The sequence below is a fragment of the Streptomyces winkii genome (assembly GCF_032248595.1).
In the GTDB taxonomy this organism is placed as follows: Bacteria; Actinomycetota; Actinomycetes; order Streptomycetales; family Streptomycetaceae; genus Streptomyces; species Streptomyces winkii.
The window spans coordinates 609,384-630,169 of sequence record NZ_JASTTH010000004.1 but is presented as its reverse complement, the minus strand read 5'-3'; the positions used below and the strand labels follow the sequence as shown (position 1 = coordinate 630,169).

The 20,786-nt window shown below is 70.7% G+C and carries 12 protein-coding genes and 1 tRNA gene; 8 read left to right on the top strand and 5 right to left on the bottom strand.

The genetic code is table 11. The annotated features are described in order from the left end of the window. Nucleotides 1-173 precede the first annotated feature (173 nt). Genes QQM67_RS14895 through QQM67_RS14885 form a run of 3 tightly spaced genes read right to left on the bottom strand, consistent with a single transcriptional unit; the run spans nt 174 to nt 5,325 of the window. Nucleotides 174-2,333 (bottom strand): acetate--CoA ligase family protein, encoded by a 2,160-nt coding sequence (locus tag QQM67_RS14895; protein WP_314174301.1) that lies wholly within the window; start codon nt 2,331-2,333, stop codon nt 174-176. 3 nt (nt 2,334-2,336) lie between these two features. Continuing rightward, a complete protein-coding gene (gene frc, locus QQM67_RS14890) occupies nt 2,337-3,569 on the bottom strand; it encodes a formyl-CoA transferase (RefSeq protein WP_314174492.1) in 1,233 nt (410 codons plus the stop codon). A gap of 55 nt (nt 3,570-3,624) precedes the next feature. Continuing rightward, nucleotides 3,625-5,325 (bottom strand): thiamine pyrophosphate-binding protein, encoded by a 1,701-nt coding sequence (locus QQM67_RS14885; protein ID WP_314174300.1) that lies wholly within the window; start codon nt 5,323-5,325, stop codon nt 3,625-3,627. A 151-nt stretch (nt 5,326-5,476) separates the two neighbouring features. On the opposite strand from QQM67_RS14885, the gene sucC reads away from it, so the two are divergent. From sucC to pntB, 6 genes are all read left to right on the top strand, one after another. Next, complete coding sequence (sucC, locus tag QQM67_RS14880; protein ID WP_314174491.1) at nt 5,477-6,631, top strand: ADP-forming succinate--CoA ligase subunit beta; 1,155 nt, start codon at nt 5,477-5,479, stop codon at nt 6,629-6,631. A 14-nt stretch (nt 6,632-6,645) separates the two neighbouring features. Further along, the gene (gene sucD / locus QQM67_RS14875) at nt 6,646-7,524 is read left to right on the top strand and encodes a succinate--CoA ligase subunit alpha (protein ID WP_314174299.1); all 879 of its coding nucleotides are present in this window, start codon (nt 6,646-6,648) and stop codon (nt 7,522-7,524) included. Between the two features lie 171 nt (nt 7,525-7,695). Next, nucleotides 7,696-9,441 (top strand): aldehyde dehydrogenase family protein, encoded by a 1,746-nt coding sequence (locus QQM67_RS14870; RefSeq protein ID WP_314174490.1) that lies wholly within the window; start codon nt 7,696-7,698, stop codon nt 9,439-9,441. Then, nucleotides 9,399-9,483 (top strand) — tRNA-Leu (locus QQM67_RS14865). Before QQM67_RS14870 ends, QQM67_RS14865 begins: the two co-directional genes overlap by 43 nt. 521 nt (nt 9,484-10,004) lie before the next feature. Next, nucleotides 10,005-11,552 (top strand): Re/Si-specific NAD(P)(+) transhydrogenase subunit alpha, encoded by a 1,548-nt coding sequence (locus QQM67_RS14860; RefSeq protein WP_314174298.1) that lies wholly within the window; start codon nt 10,005-10,007, stop codon nt 11,550-11,552. A 6-nt stretch (nt 11,553-11,558) separates the two neighbouring features. Beyond that, entirely contained in the window at nt 11,559-13,046 is a 1,488-nt protein-coding gene (pntB, locus tag QQM67_RS14855) for a Re/Si-specific NAD(P)(+) transhydrogenase subunit beta (RefSeq protein WP_314174297.1), read from the top strand. Nucleotides 13,047-13,141: 95 nt separating this feature from the next. On the opposite strand, the gene QQM67_RS14850 is transcribed toward pntB, so the two are convergent. Further along, the gene (locus tag QQM67_RS14850) at nt 13,142-16,471 is read right to left on the bottom strand and encodes an AAA domain-containing protein (protein WP_314174296.1); all 3,330 of its coding nucleotides are present in this window, start codon (nt 16,469-16,471) and stop codon (nt 13,142-13,144) included. Nucleotides 16,472-16,621: 150 nt separating this feature from the next. Further along, nucleotides 16,622-17,821, bottom strand: a complete 1,200-nt coding sequence (locus QQM67_RS14845; RefSeq protein WP_314174295.1) for an acyl-CoA dehydrogenase family protein — start codon at nt 17,819-17,821, stop codon at nt 16,622-16,624. Nucleotides 17,822-18,394: 573 nt separating this feature from the next. Here QQM67_RS14845 and QQM67_RS14840 point away from each other — a divergent pair. Together QQM67_RS14840 and QQM67_RS14835 are read left to right on the top strand one after the other, a co-directional pair. Further along, nucleotides 18,395-19,555, top strand: coding sequence for an acyl-CoA dehydrogenase family protein (locus tag QQM67_RS14840; protein ID WP_314174294.1), 1,161 nt, complete (start codon nt 18,395-18,397; stop codon nt 19,553-19,555). Next, nucleotides 19,552-20,745, top strand: coding sequence for a Glu/Leu/Phe/Val dehydrogenase dimerization domain-containing protein (locus tag QQM67_RS14835; RefSeq protein WP_314174293.1), 1,194 nt, complete (start codon nt 19,552-19,554; stop codon nt 20,743-20,745). The genes QQM67_RS14840 and QQM67_RS14835 overlap by 4 nt, the downstream gene beginning before the upstream one ends. Nucleotides 20,746-20,786: the final 41 nt, after the last annotated feature.

The following is a 20,786-nucleotide window of genomic DNA, read 5'->3' as shown; positions in this document are numbered from 1 at the left end:
GGGTCTCCCGCGGCCGCGGTTCCGGCGGAGACCCTCCGTGGCCGCCCGCCGTGGGATCGGAGGACGAACCTCCGGCCCCACGGGGGAAGTCCACGGACGGTGCGGCTCTTGAGATGTGCTCGATGTGTGTGCGGCCCGGCCGTCCGGTGTACGGCCGCCGGGCCGCGCGCCCGTCAGTGCAGCAGCCCCGCCGCCCGCGCCCAGCGGTACTTGGCGCCCAGCACGGCCACCGGCTTCTCCGTGGTGTACGGGTAAGCCACCACTCCGCGTTCGAAGAGGTACTGGCTCGCCTCCTCCACCTCGGTGTCGCCTGCGAGCGAGGCCACCACGGGCTTCTCGATGCCCTTCTCCCGAGCCTCGGCCACGACCCTGGCCGTCAGCTCCGCGAACACCATGGGCGGAGTGACGATCGTGTGCCAATAGCCGAGCACCAGGGAATGGATGCGGGGGTCCTCCAGACCGAGCCGGATCGTGGCCTCGTACGTGGAGGGCGGTTCGCCGCCGGTGATGTCCACCGGATTGCCCGCGGCCCCGAACGGCGGGATGAAGGCGCGGAACGCCTCGTCCAGGTCCGGCGGGATCTCCATCAGCGACAGGCCGTTGTCGACGATGGCGTCCGAGAGCAGCACGCCCGAACCGCCGGCGCCGGTGATGATCACGGTGTTGTCGCCCTGCGGGGTGGGCAGCACGGGCAGCGCCCGCGCGTACTCCAGCATCTCGTTCAGGCCCGGCGCCCGGATGACGCCGGCCTGCCGGAGTACGTCGTCGTAGACCGCGTCGTCGCCCGCGAGCGCGCCCGTGTGCGAACCCGCGGCCTTCGCGCCGGCGCTCGTGCGGCCGGCCTTGAGCACGACGACGGGCTTCTTCGGCACGGTCTCCCGCGCCGCCTCCACGAACGCCCGCCCGTCCTTGAGGTCTTCGAGGTGCATCGCGATGCACTTCGTGTTCGGGTCGTCCGCGAAGTAGGTGAGCAGGTCGTCCTCGTCCAGGTCCGACTTGTTGCCGAGCCCGACGATCGCCGAGACACCGGTGCTGGTGCTGCGGGCGAAGCCGAGGATGGCCATGCCGATGCCGCCGGACTGGGACGTGAGCGCCACACCGCCCTTGACGTCGTACGGCGTGCAGAACGTGGCGCACAGGTCGTGCCACGTCGAGTAGTAGCCGTAGATGTTCGGCCCCAGCAGCCGTACGCCGTGCTTCTCGCCGATGGCGACGATCTTCTCCTGGAGCTCCACCTCGCCCGTCTCGGCGAAACCGGACGGAATGAGCACGGCGTTGGGGATGCCCTTCGCGCCGACGGCCTCCAGCGTGTCCGGCACGAACTTCGCGGGCACCGCGAAGACCGCCACGTCCACGTCGCCCGGGATGTCGCCGACCGACTTGTACGCCTTGCGCCCCAGGATCTCGTCGGCCTTCGGGTTCACCGGGTGGATCTCGCCGGGGAACCCGCCGTCCACGAGGTTGCGCATGACCGAATTACCGATCTTGCCCTGCTCGTTGGAGGCGCCGATCACCGCGACCGACGTCGGCTGCATCAGCCGCCGCATCGAGGTGCGGATCTCCGCGGGGGAGTAGCGCCGCCGCTCGGCGGGCGCGCCCTCGGTGAGCAGGATGCGGATGTCGGCGGCCGTCGCGCCCTCGGGGGAGGCGAAGACGGGGTTGAGGTCGACCTCGGCCAGCTCGGGGAAGTCGTGCGCGAGCTGTGAGACGGACGTGATCACCCGCGTCAGCGCCGCACGGTCGACCGGCTCGCCGCCCCGTACGCCCTTGAGGACCTCGGCGGCCTTGATGCCGTCGAGCATCGACTCGGCCTCCTCGCGGGTGGCCGGAGCGAGGCGGAAGGTGACGTCCTTGAGGACCTCCACCAGCACACCGCCCAGGCCGAACGCGACGACCTTGCCGAACGTGGGGTCGGTGACGGTGCCGACCAGCACCTCCTGCCCCGGCTTGGCCATCTGCTGCACCTGCACGCCGAGGACGTTCGCGTCCGCGTCGTACTCACGGGCGTTGCCGACGATCTCGCGGTACGCGCTGCGCACTTCGGCCGCGGAGGACACCCCGACGCGGACGCCGCCCGCGTCGGTCTTGTGCAGGATGTCCGGGGAGACGATCTTCATGACGACGGGGAAGCCGAGCCTGTCGGCCAGCTGCACCGCCTCGTCGGCGGACTCCGCCAGCCCTTCGTCCGGTACGGGAATCCCGTAGGCGTCCGCGACGCGCTTGCCCTCGGGGGCGGTCAGCGACGTGCGGCCCTCGGCGCGTGCGGCGTCGAGCACCGCGCGTACCGCTTCCTTGTCCGGCGTGGCGAGGCCGTCGTTCTTCTCCTGCGCCATCGGTCAGATCACTCCGTTCGTCTTGAGCTGCGCCAGTTCTTCCTCACCCAGGCCCAGCTCGCCTATGTAGACCTCTTCGTTGTGCTCGCCCAGCAGGGGCGAGGAGGTGATCTCCACCGGGGAGTCGGAGAGCTTCATCGGGGAGCCCACCGTGGTGAAGGAGCCGCGTTCGGGATGCTCGACCTCGACGATCATTCCGTTGTCGGCCAGGGAGGCGTCCTCGACGATCTCCTTCGTCGAAAGGATCGGCCCGCAGGGGATGTTGTGGGCGTTGAGAGCGCCCAGCACCTCCCACTTGGGCAGCGTCGAGGACCACTCCTCGATCAGCTGGAACATCTTGTTCAGCTTCGGCAGCCGCGCCTCGGGCGTGTTCCAGTCCGGGTCGTCGGCGAGTTCGGGACGGCCGATGAGCTGCGTCAGCGGCTCCCAGCCCACCGGCTGCACGATCACGTACACGTAGTCGTTGGGGCCGCCCGGCGCGCACTTGACCGCCCAGCCGGGCTGCCCGCCGCCCGAGGCGTTGCCCGAGCGCGGCACCTCGTCGCCGAAGTCCTCGTTCGGGTACTCGCCGAGCGGGCCGTGCGCCAGCCGCTGCTGGTCGCGCAGCTTCACGCGGCACAGGTTGAGCACCGAGTGCTGCATGGCCACGTTCACCCGCTGACCGCGGCCCGTGCGCTCGCGCTGAAGCAGCGCGGCGAGGATCGCGGCGACGGTGTGCACGCCGGTGCCCGAGTCGCCGATCTGCGCACCGGTCGCCAGCGGCGGCCCGTCCTCGAAGCCGGTGGTCGACATCGAGCCGCCCATGGCCTGCGCGACGACCTCGTAGGCCTTGAACGAGGTGTACGGGCCTTCGCCGAAGCCCTTGATGGACGCGTAGACCAGCTTCGGGTTGATCTGCTTGATGCGATCCCAGGTGAAGCCCATCCGGTCCACCGCTCCGGGGCCGAAGTTCTCCACCAGCACGTCGCTGCGGCGGATCAGCTCCGTCAGCAGCTCCTTGCCGCGGTCGCTCTTGGTGTTGAGCGTGATGCTGCGCTTGTTGCAGTTGAGCATCGTGAAGTAGAGCGAGTCGACGTCCGGGATGTCCCGCAGCTGCTTGCGGGTGATGTCGCCCGAGGTCGCCTCGAGTTTGATCACGTCGGCTCCGAGCCAGGCGAGGAGCTGGGTGGCGGAGGGGCCGGACTGGACGTGCGTCATGTCCAGTACGCGAATCCCGTCGAGCGCCCTCTCCGTCACCGTCGTCGCGCCCGTCGCATGACTGGTATCCGTCACATCGGTCACCGAGGTCACCTCACTTGTACATCGTCTGGTTCATGGTTCCGGGGGCGTACGCGTCCGGGTCGATCCACACGTTGATCAGGGACGGCTTGCCGGAAGCGCGGGCGCGCTCCAACGCCGGCCTGATCTCGGAGGGTTCGCGCACGGACTCGCCGTGTCCGCCGAGCATCCGCGCGAACTCGTCGTAGGGGACGTCGCCGAGGGTGTTGCCGACCCGCTCCCGCTCCTCGCCGTACTTGGCCTTCTGGCCGTAACGGATCTGGTTCATCGAGGAGTTGTTGCCGACGATGCCGACGAAGGGCAGGTCGTAGCGCACGAGCGTCTCGAAGTCCCAGCCCGTCAGGGAGAACGCGCCGTCGCCGAAGAGCGCGACGACCTCCTTGTCCGGACGGGCCTGCTTGGCGGCCAGTACGAACGGCACGCCCACGCCGAGCGTCCCCAGCGGCCCCGGGTCCATCCAGTTGCCCGGCGCCTTGGGCTGCACGACCTGGCCGGAGAAGGTGACGATGTCGCCGCCGTCGCCGATGTAGAGCGAGTCCTCGGTGAGGAAGTCGTTGATCTCGCTCACCAGCCGGTACGGGTGGATCGGCGAGGCGTCCGAACGCAGCTGCGGCAGCCGCTTGTCCAGCGCGGTCTGCTCGGCGGTGCGCAGCTCCTCCAGCCACGCCTTGCGCTTGTCGTCGCCCCCGTTGATCCGTCCCGACGCCGCCTGCGTGACGGCGGAGAGCACGAGGTCCGCGGAGCCGACGATGCCGAGGTCGATGTCGCGGTTCTTGCCGACGGTGCGGTAGTCGAGGTCGATCTGCACGACGGTCGCGTCGGGGGAGAGGCGCTTGCCGTAGCCCATGCGGAAGTCGAAGGGCGTACCGACGATGACGATGAGGTCGGCGTTGGAGAAGGCGTAGCGGCGCGAGAGCTGGAAGTGGTGCGGGTCGCCGGGCGGCAGGGTGCCGCGGCCCGCGCCGTTCATGTACGCGGGTACGTTCAGCGTCCGTACGAGCTCGGTCGCCGCGTCCGTCGCCCGGCACGTCCAGGTCTGCGAGCCGAGCAGGATCGCCGGGCGCTCCGCCTGTACGAGCAGGTCCGCGAGCTTCTGGACGTCGTCCGGGTCGCCGGACTGCCGTGTGGACGCGCGGTAGTTGCCGGGCTTCGGTACTCGCGCCTTGTCCGCGGGGACCTTCGCGTCCAGCACGTCGCGAGGGATCTCCAGGAAGGACGGGCCGGGCGCACCGTGGTAGCACTCGCGGAACGCCATCGAGACCATGTCCGCCGCGCGTGCCGTGTCCGGCACCGTGGAGGCGAACTTGGTGATGGGCGTCATCATGTCCACGTGCGGAAGGTCCTGAAGGGACCCCATCTTGTGCTGCGTGTGGGCTCCTTGGCCGCCGATGAGGAGCATCGGCGACTCGGCACGGAACGCGTTGGCCACGCCCGTGACGGCGTCGGTGGTGCCCGGGCCGGCGGTGACGACGGCGCAGCCGGGTTTGCCGGTCAGCCGTGCGTATCCGTCGGCGGCGTGCGCCGCCACCTGCTCGTGGCGAACGTCCACCACGTCGATTCCCTCGTCGACGCAGCCGTCGTAGATGTCGATGATGTGGCCGCCGCAGAGCGTGTAGATGACCTCCACGCCCTCGGCCTTGAGCGCCTTGGCGACCAGGTGGCCGCCGGATATCAGGTCCTGGCCCTCGCGGCTGTCCTGGCTGTCGTCGGGCATGGCGTACGTGTCCCTTCGTCGGGTGTGAGCTCAGGTCAGAGCAGATTGCATACAGTCGACGAATACTGTATGAACCTTGTTATCCCGCATCGAGAGAGCGATGTCCAGGGGGCGTGCACCGATCGTTTCGAAGATCGACCAGGGAGCACATGTGGACCTTTACGAGCACCAGGCGAGGGAACTCTTCGAGCGCTACGGCGTCTTGGTACCGGAAGCACGGGTCGCGGAGACGGGCGGCGCCGCCCGTGAGGCGGCCGTGGAACTCGACGCCGACAGCCGCGGCGTCGTCGTCAAGGCGCAGGTCAAGACCGGAGGCAGGGGCAAGGCCGGCGGTGTGAAGCTCGCGGCCGACGCCGCTGCCGCCGAGATCACGGCACGCCAGATCCTGGGCATGGACATCAAGGGCCACACCGTGCACAAGGTGATGCTGGCCCAGCCCGTCGAGGTGGATAAGGAGTACTACGTCTCGTTCGTTCTCGACCGTGCACGGGGATGCTTCATCGCCATCGCCTCCGCGGAAGGAGGCATGGAGATCGAGGAGGTGGCCGAGGCCCGTCCCGAGGCCGTCGCCCGCATCCCGGTCGATCCGGCGGACGGAGTCACGGACGCGAAGGCCGCGGAGATCGTCGCGGCGGCGGCGCTGCCGCAGGACGTCGCGCCCGTGCTGCGCAAGCTCTGGCAGATCCTGCGCTCCGAGGACGCACTGCTCGTCGAGGTCAACCCCCTTGTCCGTACGGCCGGCGGCGAGATCACCGCCCTGGACGGCAAGGTCACCCTCGACGACAACGCCCGTTTCCGGCAGGCCCGTTGGGGCGAGCAGGACGAGGGCGGCGACCTGGACTCGCTGGAGGCGCTGGCCGCCGGGAAGGGCCTCAACTACGTCAAGCTGGACGGCGAGGTGGGCGTCATCGGCAACGGCGCGGGGCTGGTGATGTCCACACTCGACGTGGTCGCCGGCTGCGGTGCGAAGCCCGCGAACTTCCTCGACATCGGCGGAGGCGCCTCGGCGCAGGTCATGGCCGACGGGCTCTCCGTCGTCCTCGGCGACCCGTCCGTGAAGTCCATCCTCGTCAACGTCTTCGGCGGCATCACCGCATGCGACGCGGTGGCCGAGGGCATCACCCGGGCCCTGGGGCAGATCCGGCTGACCAAGCCGCTCGTCGTACGGCTCGACGGCAACAACGCCGTACGGGGACGGGAGATCCTCGACGCGAACCCCCATCCGCTGCTGGAGCAGCGGACCACCATGGACGGCGCCGCGGGACGGGCCGCCGAACTGGCCACGGCAGCGGCCGCGGCCGCGTAGGGAGGCGGAAGACCATGGCGATCTTCCTCGGCAAGGAGAGCAAGGTCATCGTCCAGGGCATGACCGGCTCGGAAGGCATGAAGCACACACGCCGCATGCTCGCTTCGGGCACCGACATCGTCGGCGGCGTCAACCCGCGCAAGGCCGGAACGGACGTGGACGTGGACGGCCGTTCAGTGCCGGTCTTCGGCTCGGTGGCCGAGGCGCGGGACGCGACGGGTGCCGACGTGTCCGTCCTGTTCGTCCCACCCGCCTTCTCCAAGGCGGCGGTCGTGGAGGCGGCCGACGCGGGCATACCGCTCGCCGTCGCCATCACCGAGGGCATCCCCGTGCACGACGCGGTCGCGTTCCGCGCGTACGCACAGGAGCGGGGCACCCGCATCATCGGCCCCAACTGCCCCGGCCTCATCAGCCCCGGGCTGTCCAACGCCGGGATCATCCCCGCCGACATCGCACCCGAGCCCGGCCGCATCGGCCTCGTCTCGAAGTCCGGCACCCTCACCTACCAACTCATGTACGAGCTGCGCGACATCGGCTTCTCCAGCTGCGTCGGCATCGGCGGCGACCCCGTCATCGGCACCACGCACATCGACTGCCTCGCGGCCTTCGAGGACGACCCGGAGACCGATCTGATCGTGATGATCGGCGAGATCGGCGGTGACGCGGAGGAGCGCGCGGCGGACTTCATCAAGGAGAACGTCTCCAAGCCCGTCGTCGGATACGTCGCCGGGTTCACCGCCCCCGAGGGCAAGACCATGGGCCACGCCGGGGCGATCGTCTCCGGATCGTCCGGCACGGCGCGCGCGAAGAAGGAGGCACTGGAGGCGGCGGGCGTACGGGTCGGGGAGACCCCGACGGAAACCGCGCGCCTGGTACTCGACCGGCTGGCGTGAACTGCCCGAAGCTGAGCGGGCCGGCGTGAACTGCGCGGACGGACGTGACCTTCCGCATATCTGGGCTCAGGCGGTGTCACCGCAGGCGACAACTCACTACTGTCCAGTAATCAGTCCACGCCGGCTTCAGCGACCCCGCCCCGTCCCGTGCAACGAGAGCGGAGAAGAACGATGGGCACCACACCCTCACCCTCGTCACTCCCACCCCCGACGCCACCAGCACCGCCGACCCTGACCCTCAAACCCGGCAAAGCCTGGGCCGACGCCTGGCGCCGCTGCCGCGAGACCGCGCCCGAAGCCTTCACCGCCGACGGCCGGCTCAACAGCCTCCGGCACGGCGGCTGGCACGGCGGGGGTGAAGCGCCTCCCGCCACAAGTCCCGTCGACGGCACGCCGGTTGCCGCCGCACCGGCGCTCGACGCCGCCACGGCCCGCGACGCGGTCTCCGACGCACTCGCCCGGCACCGCGCATGGCGCCATGTTGCGCTGCCGGAGCGCTGCGCCCGCGTGGCCGCCGCCCTCGACGCGCTGGCCGAACACCGCGCCCTGCTCGCCCTGTTGCTGGTGTGGGAGACGGGCGCGCCGTGGAGGCACGCACAGGCGGACGTCGACCGTGCCGTCGACGGCGTGCGCGACCACGTCGGCACCATCGGCACCGCGCTGCGGGGCCGCACCTGTCTGCCCGGTCCCGTGGAGAACGTCACCGGCCCGCACCACCCGGTGAGCGACCTCGTCCACGCCATGCTCGTCGAGGCGCTCGCGGGCAACGCGGTGATCGCCCGGACTCCGGACGAGGGCGGCGCGGCCTGCGTGAGCCTGGCCTGCGCCCTGTCCGTACGGGAAGGGCTGCCCTTCACGCTCGTGAGCGGCCCGCCCCGCCGCGGCGACGGCGAGGAGACGGCCCCGGCGACCGCGCAGGCTCAGGTCAGCCGCCACAGCCTGGAGCGGGAAGAGCCCGCGCGCTGGGGGCTCTGGGAGTACTCGGACTGGGAGCAGCTGACGCACCTTCTCCGCGCGGCCTACGGCGGTGCCGCGCACTGCGGTGGCCGGCGGCCCTGCGCCGCCGGTGCGCGCTTCGCCGTGCAGCGCTCGCTGCTCGACGACTTCCTCGGGGCGTATCTGCCCGCCGTCCGCTCCGCGCGGTACGGGCATCCGCTGGCCGTCGCGTCCCCCGAAGAGCCCCTGCCCGACCTGGACTTCGGGCCGCTGAGCAGCGCGGGCACGGCCGCGGAGCTGTCCGGTCTCGTCCGCGACGCCGTCGGCCGGGGAGCCGTGCCGGTGCACCGGGGCTCTCTGGCGGAGGGCCGCTTCCTGCCCGGCCAGGACACCTCCGCGTATCTGGCGCCGACGGTGCTGCTCCTCCCGTCCCCGTCGGCCGCGCCGCCGCGCAGCGCGCAGGCGTACGGGCCGGTGGACAGCATCGTCGCCGTGGACACCGAGGAGGAGCTGCTCGCCGCGATGAACTCCGGCCACGGCGGTACCTGTACCGGTGCCGCCACTACTGGTGCCGCCACGCTCTGCACCGACGACCGGAACGTCTTCGACCGGCTCGCGCCGCGCGTCCGCGCCGCCGGTACCGCACACAACGGGCCGCGTCCGCGCGGCGGGAGGGAGGAGCACTCCGGCGGCGAAGCCCTCGTCCGGGCCGTCACCGACGGTCCGTCCGGCGAAAGTACGAGCGGCGGTCCCGGTGATCGCCGCTCGCGCGCGGGAACGGACCCCTCTGGACGGCGGCTTGACCGACCGCCGGGACGGGCGGCCCGGCGGAAGCCTCGCCGGGCCGCCCGTTCACCGGGAATTACCGAGGTGAAGAGCGCCGCCGGAGCTTGGTATGGTTGTCCGCGTCGCCACGGCAGAGCCGGGCGACGACCCTTGTCCGGGTGGCGGAATGGCAGACGCGCTAGCTTGAGGTGCTAGTGCCCTTTATCGGGCGTGGGGGTTCAAGTCCCCCCTCGGACACAGACATTGAGCCTGCCGGTGCCGGCCGCTTTCCGGTCGGCACCCGCGGAAATCCCGCCGCCGGGCAGCCTGTCTCTCTGTGTCCGCGGGTTCTCCCGCCCCGTTGCCGCCGCCGACATCTCCGCCCCGCGGTGGGCCACCCCCGGCCGCAGACCGGTGGAGTAAGGCCCCGCGGCCCTTGCCCTGTCCCCGCCCCGCTCCCGCCCGTTCCCTCTGGTTTCGCGCTCGTTCCGCTTCCGGGATGCCGGACCTCCGGCCTTCCGGTTCGCCGGCCCTCCAGGTCTCCGCTTCTCCGGTACGGCCTCCCGTCCCGGAAGGCGTCCCGAAGTGGCGGGCCGCCGCCGCGGAGAAGCCGTCACGGGACCACCTGGGAAACGCGGCGCGGGCCGGGCCCGTCACACTGACAGTAATTGCGCACCCCTGAGCAGTCCCCGCACTGCCGTCCGGCCCGGCAGTACAACTGATCATCCCGCCGGTACAACGGATCACAGAGCCGCCCGAGACCCCGTAAAGGGAGACCGATGTCAGATTCACATCCGCAGCAGGTCGGCGTCGCCGCCGAGTCGAGAGCGGGGGAGACCCGCGTCGCGGCCACGCCCGACAGCATCCGGAAGATCCTGAAACTCGGCTACGAGGCCGTCGTCGAATCAGGAGCGGGCGCGGCCTCGGGCTTCTCCGACGAGCAGTACACCGAAGCGGGCGCACAGATCGGCGACGCCTGGCAGGCGGACGTCGTACTGAAGATCAACGAGCCCTCGAGCGAGGAGACTCAGCGCCTGCGGGACGACGCGACCCTCGTCGCGATGATCGGCCCGGGCCTCAACCCGAGCCTGCTGGACGAGCTCTCCCAGCGGTCCCTGACCGTGCTGTCCATGGACGCGGTCCCGCGGATCTCGCGCGCACAGTCGCTGGACGTGCTCTCCTCGATGGCCAACATCGCCGGATACCGTGCCGTCATCGAGGCCGCGCACGTCTTCGGGCGGTTCTTCACCGGTCAGGTCACCGCGGCGGGCAAGGTGCCCCCGGCCAAGGTCCTCGTGGCCGGCGCGGGCGTCGCCGGTCTCGCCGCGATCGGCGCGGCCAGCAGCCTCGGCGGTGTCGTACGGGCGACGGACCCGCGCCCGGAGGTCGCCGACCAGGTCCGCTCGCTCGGCGGGGAGTATCTGCCCGTCGAGGTCGAGCAGGAGGCCTCCACCGACGGATACGCCAAGCAGACGTCCGAGGCGTACGACCGCCGCGCCGCCGAGATCTACAGCGAGCAGGCGGCGGACGTCGACATCATCGTCACCACGGCCCTGATCCCCGGCAAGCCGGCCCCGCGGCTGATCACCGCGGAGGACGTGGCGAGCATGAAGCCCGGCAGCGTCATCGTCGACATGGCCGCCGCGCAGGGCGGCAACGTCGACGGGACGGTCCCCGGCAAGGCCATCGTCACGGACAACGGCGTCACGATCATCGGCTACACCGATCTGCCGGGACGACTGCCCGCACAGGCCTCGCAGCTGTACGGGACCAACATCGTCAACCTGCTGAAGCTGCTCACGCCGGACAAGGACGGGCAGCTGACGCTGGACTTCGACGACATCGTGCAGCGCTCCGTCACCGTGGTGCGGGACGGCGAGAAGATCTGGCCGCCGCCACCGGTGCAGGTCTCCGCGGCGGCGTCCCCCGCCAAGGCCGACGAGGGAGCCGAGGCCGCGGCCGAACCGAAGAAGCCGCGCCTCACCCCGGCCGGCCGGTACGGCCTCATCGGGACCGGAATGGCCGCGGTATTCGCGCTGATCGCCTTCTCGCCCGCCCAACTGGCGGCGAACTTCACGGTGTTCGCGCTCGCGGTCGTCATCGGCTACTACGTCATCGGGAAGGTGCACCACGCGTTGCACACACCGCTGATGTCGGTCACCAACGCCATCTCCGGGATCGTCGTCGTCGGCGCACTGGTGCAGATCGGCCATGTGGGGCCTGTGGTCACGGTCCTGTCGTTCGTGGCGATCCTGCTCACCAGCGTCAACATCTTCGGTGGCTTCTCCGTCACCCGCCGCATGCTCGGCATGTTCTCGAAAGGCTGAAGCCCCATGACTGCCACCACGTCTGCCCAGGCCGCGGATCTCGTCGCGGCGCTTCTGTTCATCCTCAGCCTGGCCGGGCTCTCCCAGCACCGCACGTCCCGCGCCGGTGTCGTCTTCGGCATCGCGGGCATGGCGCTGGCGCTGCTCGCCACCGTCGTGCTCGCCGCGCGCGAGATCTCCGTCACCGCGACCCTGCTGATCCTCGCCGCGATGGTGATCGGGGGCGCCGCGGGCCTGTGGCGCGCGCGGATCGTGGCGATGACCGAGATGCCCGAACTCATCGCGATCCTGCACAGCTTCGTCGGCGTGGCCGCGGTGCTCGTCGGCTGGAACAGCTACTTCGAGGTCGAGGCGAAGGGGGACGGGCAGCACGTCGTCCCCGCCGAGCTGCTGTCGATCCACCATGCCGAGGTCTTCATCGGCATCTTCATCGGCGCCGTCACCTTCACCGGCTCGGTCATCGCGTTCCTCAAGCTGTCCGCGCGGATCAAGTCGCAGCCGCTGATGCTGCCGGGCAAGAACGTCCTCAACCTCGGTGCGCTGGCCGCGTTCCTGGTTCTGACGGTCTGGTTCACGATCACGCCGAGCCTGGGCCTGATGATCGCCGTGACCGTACTGGCGCTCCTCCTCGGCCTGCACCTCGTCGCGGCCATCGGCGGCGGCGACATGCCGGTCGTGGTCTCCATGCTCAACAGCTACTCGGGCTGGGCGGCCGCCGCGGCGGGCTTCCTCCTCGACAACAACCTGCTCATCGTCACGGGCGCGCTGGTCGGCTCCTCCGGTGCGTACCTCTCGTACATCATGTGCAAGGGCATGAACCGGTCGTTCATCTCGGTGATCGCCGGCGGCTTCGGCATCGAGGCACCGGCGAGCGGCGACGCCGAACAGGGCGAGCACCGCGAGACCAGCGCGGAGGACGCCGCCGAGCTCCTGGGCTCCGCAAGCTCCGTGATCATCACCCCCGGTTACGGGATGGCCGTCGCACAGGCCCAGCACCCGGTCGCGGAACTGACCCGCACCCTGCGCGAGCGCGGCGTCGAGGTCCGCTTCGGAGTCCACCCCGTCGCCGGGCGGCTGCCGGGCCATATGAACGTGCTGCTTGCCGAGGCGAAGGTGCCGTACGACATCGTCCTGGAGATGGACGAGATCAACGACGACTTCGAGCACACCTCGGTCGTCCTGGTGATCGGCGCGAACGACACCGTCAACCCCGCGGCGGCCGAGGACCCCACGAGCCCGATCGCGGGCATGCCGGTGCTGCGGGCCTGGGAGGCGGAGAACGTCATCGTCTTCAAGCGCTCGATGGCCTCCGGATACGCGGGAGTTCAGAACCCGCTGTTCTTCCGGGAGAACACCGCCATGCTCTTCGGCGACGCGAAGCAGAGCGTGGAGAACATCCTCCGGGCACTGGACGACGCCGGGTCCTCCGGCCGGGCACCGGCGCCGGGCGGCAGCGCGGGGTCGGCCCAGCCGGCGGGAGCCTCCGCGGAGTGACACGGCCGGGGCCCGCTCCTCCGGCCGCGCGGCACCCTGCGGCGGGAGGAGCGGGCGCCGCAACCGAAGACGCCCTGCGGCACGGGCCGCCCCGATCAGCTGCTGGTCCGACGCCCCTGCCCTCCGCGGGGCTTGCGGTTCCGGCTGTTCAGGTCGACGGGCTGTTTCCAGGCCCTCTGGCCGGTGCCGTGCGGGCACTGGGAGTTGCAGCAGCGCCAGTACCAGTGGCCCTTGGCTCCCCGCCGGATGTCGACGTCGTTCCTGCGGCAGTGGGGGCACGAGGGCGGGTGGGAGAACGGCTCGGCGTGCTCCTCCTTGAGGATGCGTCGCGCGAAGTAGCCGCCGTCGATGGTCGTCATGATCTCGCGAGTGCTTCTGTGCGACAGGGTGTTGAGGCTTCCCAGCATGACGGTCTGCTCGTCGACGACGACGATCTTCTGATGCATCTCGTGTATCCGCACCACGGTGGGCACCGCCGCCCGGAGCTCCCGCAGGAAGTCCGAGTGCTCCCGCTGGTTTCCGTCGCTCTCGCCCCGTACGAAGACGACCACGCGCACCCCGCGCTGCACGGCTGCCTTCAGTTCGGGAAGGATCGAACGGACCCGGCTGAAGACCCAGGGCGACCACAGCCAGATCGAGTGCCTCGCTGAGCGGACGGCCCGCTGGAAGGCCTCGAAGAACTCCCGCTCGCTGTCGACGGCTTGCACCGTGACGTGCCGGGCCAGCACCTGCGCGAGGTCGTTGCCGACCGCGCCGAGCATCGCCTCCGCCTCGCAGTCGCCCGGCGGTGCGATGAGGGCCCTGGCGGGTATGACGCGCATCTGCGGTGTGCTCAGACGGCGCGCCACATGATGCAGCGCCAGAGCCGGATCGTTCTCGAAGTTCTTGAGCCGCGACCAGCTGCCGATCAGATAGAGGCGTGTCTTGACGCGGGTGACCGCGACGTTGAAGAGCCGCACGCCGTTCCTGTGCCACGTGCTCGCCTTGCTTCCGCGGGACGCCCGCGACATCCACAGCTTCCGGCCGGACTCCGCTTCCACCGTGTCGAAGACGACCACCGGGAACTCCCGCCCCTGGAACCGGTGCGCGGTACCGACCTCCGCGAGAGGCGCCTGGCCGCCTGCTTCGACGTCGCGGAGCGCCTCCAGCGTCGCGGCCGCCTGTTTCGTGTACGGCGTGACGATGCCCGTGCTTCCGGAGCTCTCGTGGTGCAGCTCCGCGAGTGCCCGGGACAGCAGGACACCCGCCGGCCACCAGCCGCTGGCGGCGCCCGTCAGCCGGGGGACCGCGAGGTCGCCCAGACCGTCGGTGTCTATGAGCACGATCTCCGGATCGCCGGGGTCCTGGGGCCGGCGCCGTATGTTCTGCCCGGCCTGGAGGACGCCGTCGTACGCGAGGTCGTTGGCCAGCTGCATCACCGCGTGCCCGAACCGGTTCTGCTCGACGAGGGTGATGCAGCCGGCCGTGGCCTGCGCGGTCGCCGGCGAGTCGATGCCGCAGTGCTCGAAGACGTCAGGGATCAGCCACCGCTGCACCTCGCGCCGCTCGCTGTCCCTCACCGACTGCGGGACGACGGCGCCGAGTTGCATGAAGTCGCCGAGCAGCACGGCCGTCGTCTGCGCCCGCGCGGCCGCGAGGATCACCTCCGGGACGGTGGCGGCACCGGCCTCGTCCACCAGGACCACGTCGTAGTGCTTGTCGAAGACGTGCTTGTTGGTACGGAAGCGCGCGAGGGTGGTGGCGACGAGCTTCGCCTCGCCGATGATCTCGCCCTGGGCGTCGCGGGCGAGCCGCTCGTACTCCGACTCGACGCGCCGGTACTCCGCCTCCAGCGCCTCGCGCCCCGCCCCGTCCTCCTTGACCTCCCGGCGCAACTTCTCGTGCTGGGCGTGCAGTTCGGGGTGGCCGAGGCTTTCGGCCCGTTCGATCAGCCGCTGCGACCGTGCGGCGGCCTTGCGCAGCCCCTTCGCCCGACCCAGCCTGTCGGTCGCGGTCTTGAGCGCCTCGCGCTCGTCCCGCACGCGGGCCGCCCACTGCTGCTGTGCCGCCTCGCACTGGCGGATGCGTTCGCGGCTGTAGGGGATGGCGTCTGCCAGCTCCTGTGCCTGGCGGCCGAGCGTGCCGCCCTGTCTGTCCGCGGTCGAACGGGCGGACAGGGCACGGGCGTTCAGTTCCGCCTCACGTTCCCTGTACTCGGCCAGCTCTGTCAGGGCCGCGGCGTGGGACTTGCGCTTGCCCCATCTGGCACGGCCCGGGGCGCGCTCCAACTCGGCCACGCGTAACCGCGCTTGCTCGCTCGCTTCCGCGGCCAGCAGGGCTACGCCTTCGGCCCGGGACGCGGCCTCGTCGAGCTGAGCCGCCTCGGCACGGAGCGAATCGACCTGCTGCCACAGGTGCCGCGAGTCCTCGGCCGCCGCGAGCTCGTCCCTTGTCGCCTGCCAGGCGTCTTCGGCACTGCGTACGGCCTGTGCGGCGGCGTCCCTCTCCTCCGTGCGCCGCGCCAGCGACGCCTCGCAGGCGGTGAGGTCGCCGCCGGTCGACGCGAGCGTTGAGACGGCCTTGCGGTACGCCTGGGGGTCGAAGCCCTCAAGACGGGACTTCAGGCGGGCCAGTTCCCTCGCCCTCCGCGTCGCCTCCGCCATCCGCCGTGCGATCAGATCGCGGCGGTCGTCCACTGCCTTGAGACGCTGCCTGACGATGAGCGGAAGAGACACGAGGGGATCCTCCGCGATCGCCCGGATGTGCGGAGTGCCGACGCGTAACAGGTCGCCGGGCTCATACCGGGACCCCTTCATGACACCCGAAAGGGCGTTGTCCACCGCGATGTTGGTGGCCGAGACGAGCAGGACGCGTTTGCCGTCCGCGATCAGGTCCCCGATCGCCTTCGTCAGGACCATCGTCTTGCCGGTGCCCGGAGGACCCCAGACGAGCCACAGCCCCGAGCCCAAGCAGGCCCGGTAGACCTCCTGTTGGGCGGGGAGCAGGCCCGCGGGGGGCGAGGTGTGCGCGCGGGTGCCGCCGGGACGCCCTTCCGCGAGCCTGTTGCCGAGCGGGATGTCGGTCAGATTCCGGAGCCGGTCGCGCAGCGCTTCGAGGAGGAAGGTGGGCGGCTGCTTCAGCGCCCACAGGTGCGGGTCGGACGGATCGGCGAACTCGGCGACGCGGACGGTGAGGCTCGACCCGGTCTGCGCGGCATCGAGGACGTTGAATCCGTCCTCGACTCCGGACTCCTCACCGTCGGCCAGCCGCAGGCTCTCCAACTGATCGGCGCCGACCTCCACGCCGCGTACGTCGACGGTGAAGACTCCCGATTCCGCCGTACGCACCGCTCTGCCGATGCGGCTCCAGCTCGCCTTGCGGCCGCTGCCGCCTTCCTGCTTGAGCCAGTGTTCCACCGCTGCGACGACTTCCTCGCGCCAGTCCACGTTCCCCCTCGTTACGCAGCCCGCGATGCCCGAGATCACTCACCGTGATGCATCGTAGAACGCTTCGTGCGAGGCCAACGGGTTGTTGTTGCGATCACTGCAACACCTTCGCGGAGGAGTCACCGGCGCGAGACCTGGCGGCCGGCGGTGTCAGCCGCCGGCGCCCCGTGCGCCCGCGGCCCCGGCGAGCCGCTGCGACCACTGCCCCCGTGCCGCCCCCAGCGCCGTCTCCGCGAGGCGGTGGAGCTGGATGTCGCCCGTACCGGCCGGAGCGTAGGTGTGGAAGGCGTCGCGGACGAGGCGTTCGAGGGGGCGGTCCGTCTGGAGGCCGGCCGCGGCGTGGATCTCCATGGCGGCGCGGGCGGAGTCGATGGCCGCCTCGACGTTGACGTACTTGGCGTGCATCAGCTCCGTGTCGCACGCCCTGCCCCGGTCCAGGAGATGCACGGCGTCGTAGGCGGTCAGCCGTGCCGTCATCAGACGGGCCTGCATCAGCCCCAGCTTGTGCCGGACGGTGGGGAGGTCGGCCAGCGGGCCGCCGTAGCGCTGGCGCTCCTTCACGAAGCGGGTGGTCTCCTCCAGGATCGCCTGGTGCAGGCCGAGCGAGACGGCGGTGAGGTTGGGCCGTCCGTACAGGATGCTGGAGGAGTAGGCGACGGCCAGGCCGTCGCCCTCGTCCCCGATCAGGTTGGCGGCGGGTATCCGGCAGTTCTCCAGGACGAGTTCGCCGAAGCTGAAGCCGTGCAGGCCCATGGCCCGCCTGTGGGGAGCGAGCGAGAAGCCGGGTCTGTCGGACTCCACGAGGAACGCCGAGAGGCCCTTGGAGCCCTCGCCGGTACGGACGACCACGCCGTGTACGTCGCCGACGTGGCTGTTGCCGACGAAGACCTTGCGGCCGTCGAGCACGTAGTCCCCGCCCGAGCGCCGCGCGGTGGCCTCCATGCCCAGGACGTGCCCGCCGGAGCCGGACTCGGTCACGGCGATCGTCGGCAGGCAGGTGCCGTCGGCGAACCTCGGCAGCCACTTCCGCTTCTGCGGCTCGCTGCCGAAGTGGATGACCTTGGCGACCCCGAGCTGGGACGCCTGCACCATCGCACCCATGGCGCCGCTGACGCGGGAGAGCTCCTCGATGACGATGGTCTTGGCGAGATGACCGGCGCCCATGCCGCCGTACTCGGGATCGATGGTCACGCCGATCCAGCCCTGCCGGGCGATGAGGGCCGACAGCTCGTGTGCGACGTCCGCGCGCGCTTCCATCTCCGGCACGCGGGGGGCCACCTTGGCCTCGGCGAACTCCCTCACCCGCAGGCGAAGACGCTCGTGATCTTCAGTCTCGTAGGCGGTGGACATCTCGGTTCCACTTTCTCCCCCGGGTGGTTCTTGATCGATTGGTGTGCCGGCTTCCTGCGCGTGGAGGGCGGGAGAGCCGTCGTCCGTCGTCCGGCCGGAAAAGGACGTACCGGAAAAGGGCGTAACGGACATCGGTGTGCACGGTGGGCTCTGGGTCGGATGCGGGAGTGTGGTGACGGACCCGGCGACCTGGGCAGAACGGCCCGGCACGCATTCTCGAATCGCCGGCCGCCCCAAGATGCCGCGTGGCCGTCGGGTGCTGGCGGAATCACAGCGATGCGGGGCGGTCGGGACCAGGCGAACGGCGAAGCTCTCCTGGTGTGGGTTGCAGAACCAATAGAGCACCACGTGCGACCCCTGTCGAGGGTGATGCGGCCGAAGTCACAGAAAGGGACAACTGAGGTGATCCCGCTCGTCTCGCCCGAAGTGATCGGCCCGGCGGCCGGCGGCTGACTCGCGGTTCAGTCAGGAACCGCCGTTGACACGCTCGGGGCCGCCTCCGGATACTGACTGGCGGTTCAGTTGCGAGACGGGGGACGCGAGAAGGACAGCCGCCCGGGCCCTGGAGGCGCCGTGTCAGACCTGCCCACCGAGCTGGTCCCGCTCAGCGCCGAGCAGCGGGACATCGTCGAACTCAGCCGGGCGTTCGCGAGCGCCGAGATCCGCCCGCGCGCCCGGTCCGTGGACGAGGCGGACACCGTCACTCCCTGGGACGTGTGGCGCAAGGCGGCCGGCGCCGGCATCACGGGATTCATGCTGCCGCAGGAGTACGGAGGCGGCGGGTTCACCGACGTGTTCAGCCAGTGCCTCGTCCAGGAGGAGCTGTGCGCCGGGGACCTCGCCATCGGCAATCTGCTGTGCTCCAACGGCTTCTTCGCCGGCCCCGTGCTGGAGTTGGGCGTCGAGCGGCAGAAGCGCGAGTGGCTGACGCCGCTCGCCGCGTCCGACACGCCGATGACCGCGCTGGCGACCACCGAACCCGGCGCCGGATCGGACGCGGCCTCGATGACGACGAGGGCCGAACGCATCGCCGGCGGCTATGTGCTGAACGGCCAGAAGGCGTGGATCTCCAACGCCGGGGAGGCCGAGCAGTACGTGGTCTTCGCCAAGACCGACCCGTCCGGCGGCTCCCGCGGCGTGACCGCGTTCCTCTTCCGCAAGGACACAGAGGGCGTCGCGTTCGGCGAGCCGATGCGCAAGATGGGCCAACGCGCCATCGTCTGCCGGGAGATCTTCTTCTCCGGGGCCTTCGTGCCGGAGGAGCAGCGCCTCGGAGCCGAGGGCCAGGGCTTCTACGGGCTCATGCGCACCTTCGACGTCTCCCGCACCGTATTGGGCGCCGCCGCGACGGGAGTCGCCCGCGCCGCGTACGAGTACGCCCGTGAATACGCAAGGAACCGGGAGCAGTTCGGCAGGCCGCTCGTCGAGCATCAGGCGGTGGCGTTCCGCCTCGCCGACATGCGTACGAGGATCGAGCAGTCGAGGCTGATGACCTGGCGGGCCGCCAAGCGGCTCGACGCCGGGCTCGACGCCCGCACCGAGGCGGCGATGGCGAAGCTCACCGCCTCCGAGTCCGCCGCCTACTGCACCTGGGCCGCGGTGCAGACGCTCGGCGGCTGGGGCTACTCGCGTGAGCATCCGGTCGAGCAGTGGATGCGCGACGCGAAGCTGGAGGAGATCGAGGAGGGCACCTCGGACATCATGCGGCTCGTCATCTCCGCGGACCTGCGATGAGCGGTGCTCCGGAAGGAACGCCGCTGATCTCGCTCTGCTGGACCGACCATGTCACGGGCCGCCGGGGCTACTTGGTCGTGGACCGCCTCGTGCGCGGCGTCTCCAGCGGCGGCCTGCGCATGCGCAAGGGCTGCGCGCTGGACGAAGTGGCCGGTCTGGCCCGGGGCATGACGATGAAGGAGGCCCTGCACTACGACCCGGACGGCCGCTACATTCCGCTCGGCGGAGCCAAGGGCGGCATCGACTGCGATCCGCGGGACCCGGAGGCCCACGGCGTCCTGGTGCGCTATCTGCGTGCCATGCGCCCGTACATCCAGAGCTTCTGGACCACGGGCGAGGACCTGGGCCTCACCCAGGCGACGGTCGAGGCGGCAGCGGCCGAAGCCGGCGTGGGCTCCACCGTCCAGGCCGTCTATCCACTGCTCGACGACGAGCGCGCGGCGCGCAGGCGGCTCGACGACGCCTTCGCCATCGACGTGGACGGCATCGGCCTCGACGAGCTGGTGGGCGGCTGCGGCGTCGCCGAGGCGGTGCTCGCGGGCCTCGACAGGGCCCAAGTCCCGTACGAGGACACGCGGGTGGCGGTGCAGGGCTTCGGCACCATGGGCGGGTCCGCGGCGCGCTTCCTCTCCCGGGCGGGCCTGAAGATCGTCGCGGTCGCCGACGTCGAGGGTACGGTCGCCAATCCCGCCGGGCTGGACGTCGAGACCCTGCTCGCCGCCCGCGACGGGTACGGCGGCGTGGACCGTTCCGCGCTGGCACGCGGCGACCGCCTGCTGCCGGGCGGTGCCTGGCTGTCCGCGGACGCCGAGGTACTGATTCCGGCCGCGGTCTCCTACGCGGTCGACACCGTCAACCAGGAGCGGATCACCGCCCGTTGGGTCGTCGAGGCCGCCAACATGCCGGTCCTGCCGGAGGCGGAGAGGATGCTCGCGGCGCGGGGGATCACGGTGCTGCCGGACGTCGTCGTCAACTCCGGTACCAACGCCTGGTGGTGGTGGACCCTCTTCGGGGACATCGGCGCCGACGCCGACGAGGCGTTCGCCCACATCCGCCGCTCGATGCGCGCACTGATCGAGCTGATGCTGGCGCGCGCCGAGGCCGAGGGCACGAGCCCTCGCGCGGCGGCCCACGCCATCGTGGCCGACCGGCTGCCCGCGATCGCGGAGCGCTTCGGGTGGTACGGGTGACGCACCTGCCGCACCGTGCGCACCGCACACGGCCGTACGGG